The 3,973-nt window shown below is 33.1% G+C and carries 3 protein-coding genes; all 3 read left to right on the top strand.

Annotated elements, in window-relative coordinates; genetic code table 11:
- Window positions 1–217 precede the first annotated feature (217 nt).
- The 3 genes from L2567_RS20585 (at window position 218) to L2567_RS20575 (ending at window position 3,827) form a co-directional block, all read left to right on the top strand.
- Window positions 218–1,186 (top strand): Fic family protein, encoded by a 969-nt coding sequence (locus tag L2567_RS20585; RefSeq protein WP_454824041.1) that lies wholly within the window; start codon window positions 218–220, stop codon window positions 1,184–1,186.
- Window positions 1,187–1,771: 585 nt separating this feature from the next.
- Window positions 1,772–2,662, top strand: coding sequence for a DUF2199 domain-containing protein (locus L2567_RS20580; RefSeq protein WP_235299749.1), 891 nt, complete (start codon window positions 1,772–1,774; stop codon window positions 2,660–2,662).
- A 103-nt stretch (window positions 2,663–2,765) separates the two neighbouring features.
- Complete coding sequence (locus L2567_RS20575; RefSeq protein ID WP_235299748.1) at window positions 2,766–3,827, top strand: DUF6119 family protein; 1,062 nt, start codon at window positions 2,766–2,768, stop codon at window positions 3,825–3,827.
- Window positions 3,828–3,973: the final 146 nt, after the last annotated feature.

Genomic DNA, 3,973 nt, shown 5'->3' with positions numbered 1-3,973 from the left:
TGTAAGATTTAAAAATTTGGATGAAGCTGAAAAATACTTTAGAAAGCTGTAAGAAATTTCTACTGCTAACAGGTGGCGATGATGGAATAGCTCCTAACGTCGCTCCTCCACATGCCACTAATCCGTTAGGTCTAATTGATGATAGCATCATTTGTATTTAAATAATCTGATTATTTTGATTATTTGTATATTTATGCAATCAAATGATGCTATCATGATTCGTAAGTATTATGAAGGAACTTCAGGAATTATAAATCTTTCAACTGAAATAGGCAAACTTTTAGGTGTTGTGGATTCAACCTATTTACGGAAACCGGAAACTAATCTTCGGAAAGAAAATAGAATCAAATCAATCCAATCTTCTTTAGAAATTGAGGGAAACACATTAAGTATCGATCAAGTCACAACTCTATTCAACAACAAAAGAGTTCTGGGACCTTCAAAGGATATTTTAGAAGTTAAAAACGCCATAAAAGTCTACAATCAACTCGACCAATTTGATCCATATGACATGGATTCATATTTATGTGCTCATGAATTACTGATGCAAGGCTTAATAGAGCATCCTGGTCAATTTAGGACTAAGGGAGTTGGAATTTTTAAAGGTGAAAAAGTTGCACACATGGCTCCACCCGCATGGAATGTCCATCATTTAATGACTGAACTCTTTGCATATGTATCAACCGGAGATGACAATTTGATCATCAAAAGTTGTGTATTTCATTACGAAATGGAATTTATACACCCATTCATGGATGGAAATGGAAGAATGGGAAGATTGTGGCAGACTATCATTTTGATGAAAGAAAATCCTGTATTTGAGTATTTACCAATCGAAGAAGAAGTCCGAAACACCCAATCAGAGTACTATAAAACTCTATCAATTGCTGACAAACAAGGTATTTCAACAGTATTTATAGAATATATGCTTGGCATCATAAAGAAATCACTTCAACAGCTAATCGAAACTCAAAGAACCCAATTGAATGATGAGGAGCGCATCTTATATTTCATAGAAAATTATCAACAAGAGGAGTTTACAAGAAAAGATTATCTATTTATATTTAAAGATATTTCAACTGCTACGGCTACCAGAGATTTGAACAAAGGAGTCAGTTTAGGTAAGTTTGAAAAGAAAGGAGAAGATAGAACAACAAAATATAGGATCGTCAAAAAACGCAACTAGACCTAACACTATGCATGAGTGAATATTTCGCTATCGCTCATACTCACCATGCATTACACCGTTATATTTCATTTACCCTTGATTTTAGTAGGTTGGAATGACTTGAATAAACGCTTAAGCCGGCTTTCGCTCGTTACTTGATATCACTGATTCCCTGTGATGGACTTCAGATGTCCGATTGAATTTTCAAATGTTTGAATATTCACTGTAGCACCGTAGTCCGACTTTCTGCACAGCTTCGCTCATAAATCTCAATTGATTTAGTCTCTTTTAAACCTTTTGGCGCTATACTTTAGATTTTTGGAGCATCTATCTGGTAGTCGCTCGCCTTAAACCATTCCATGCTTTCTCTTCGTGGCTCATCAATGGGGCTTTCGCTTTCGGCTTAACCTTTTAAAGACATCGATGTGTGTCTTGAGATTTTTTTTTAGCAAAACGAAATATAACATGCGATAAGGAAGTAATTTCGCTTAAGAAGAGTCCTGATTGCAAGTATTGAATGAAATATTGCTACATTAGAAAACCGATCAAGATAGGGGAAAGCGAAACTCCTCCTATCGCTGGCCGTTATCTCTAAGCTAGAATATGAAAGACTTTAAATGTAATATATGCCATCGAGTTCATCCTATACTTAATTCATTTACATGCCCAATCCCAACTCAAGTTACTGATCTTTATGATGAGCATGATACTGGAAGAGTAATACCACTATCGAGCAATAGTTATCTTATTAATAAATCATATTTAATAATTAAAGGTGAAATCAAACTTGAAGTCCAATCTTCTTTGGATGATATTTCTATTCTTGCCTGGTGCTCAATTCCTAATGAATCATTTAGGGGAGAATTCATAAGTCTAAAAGAAGGAAAGGAGATCATGATAGAAGGTCAACTTATTTCAGAACTACCATTTTATGAAAAAAGTCTTGGTCTTCAAATTGATGTTAAAATGGTAAAATCTAGAGAGCTGGGAATCATAAGAGTTACAGAAAATTGTCAACTTAAAACAGATCAGCTTTCACCAATTTCAAAAACTAGAATTATTGAATTGATGCAAAATGTTTATCATCTATCCGATTCAAATAAAGATATAGAAAATCTTGACCAGACTTTATCTTCAATATTAAATCACGCACAAACAGAATTTATTGATAAAGGAAAGAAATTTCTAATCAATGTGATTTATGAAAATATAATCCTTTTTCAACTAATTTCTAGCGAATTTTTAGAAGAACCCAAACCATTTACATTTGGCCTTCATATAGCCAATGACTCCTCAAACGATAATTATTTGACTGTGAAATCACAAATGAAAAACCATAAACATATAAAGGAGTATTCCGTTGATGGTGTTGAAATTTATCAATCAGACTATGAAGGCGAGAAAAATCAATTAGTGAAAGATGTTAGGAAATTGACCAAGGATCTATTTCAAATTCAGATAGACAATTGTAAATTTGAAATAAGTGAGCCGTGAAAAAGCCTAGAGATAACACGCTGTCATCTCGTCATGGCTGCTATCGCTGACGCCACGACGGATACAGCTATCACGTTAGCTATCATCAGATTTGCACAAAGAGATGAATCAAAAATTTCACATAAAAGTTTTCAAATTAAAAGAAACTCATTTTGCCTTGAGAGGTAAATCATTTGAAGAAAAGGTTCAAATTGTTACTGAAAACCATAGAAAACATATTTACGCAAGCGGAAACGAACTTGAAACATTCAATATTCAGTTTGAAGAAGGAGAAGTTGATAATTTTAGATTTGCATCTTATTGCTATAATCAACCTGTTGAAAAACATCATTGGAGATTATTCTTACCTGACTACATTGGTCAAGATCAGAATTTTAGTATTATAAAGTTTTCATATGTTCTATTTGTAAACTACAACAATTCAGTTTATTGCGTAATTGGAGGAAGTGGGAGATCTGTAATCGGTACATTCATAAATCCTTCCTTTGGAATAGATGTGTACAGCAGAATAGCAAGCCCAACAGAAGATTTGGTTATTGAAATAAAATCTCGCTCAATAGCCAATAATGTTTCACTTCAGACGACAACATACAATTTTAATCAAACAGTAGCAGACACAATTGAATTCTCAGAAATTCCTTCTGTGATGAAAATTGTGATTAGAGAAGAATTAAAAAACGGTCTTTTTGCAAATTTCGATTTAGATTTAAACCAAGCAATTCTTGAAATAGGCTCTTATTTCTGTTTGAGAAAAGTAATTTCTTTTGACGATTTATTGGAATTAATAGAGCTATTAGACAATTTGATCGAGAACGTTGAACCAGTTGATTTATCCTTTTTTAAAAAGATTGAAAACGAGGAACTGATAGAAGAGCTTGATAATAAACTGATAGATTCAATAATTGAAGATGTCAAGCAATTCTCTTACCAAAATTTACAGAGAGTAGATCGAAGAGATATTGATATTGTTCATCCAACTAAACTCGAAAAATTCTATGAGTGCGATAAGTTTGTTATACGGTTTAAAAATTCTAGAGGTTCAAGCGATAAAGTAATAACCAAGCGAAATAATCTCTACGTGTCATCTATAGAACACATATTCAGTCGACTTGAAGGGGACTTTAATGACTTTAATATTAGAAATGAGCTTCCCCCCAATTGTTAGACAGAAATAGTCTGTTTTCAAGTTTGAATTTGGCAGTTCGGTTTTCCACATTTCAATATCAAAAATATCCATGGTAAGATATTTTCAGATGTTGAACATAGTGGGAAACATGAATATTTATGCAGCTACTTTTAGCTTCGTTTTAT

This window comes from Portibacter marinus (genome assembly GCF_021533195.1).
Taxonomy (GTDB): domain Bacteria; phylum Bacteroidota; class Bacteroidia; order Chitinophagales; family Saprospiraceae; genus Portibacter; species Portibacter marinus.
The sequence above is the reverse complement of the archived record's forward strand: the minus strand, read 5'-3'. Positions and strand labels throughout refer to the sequence as shown.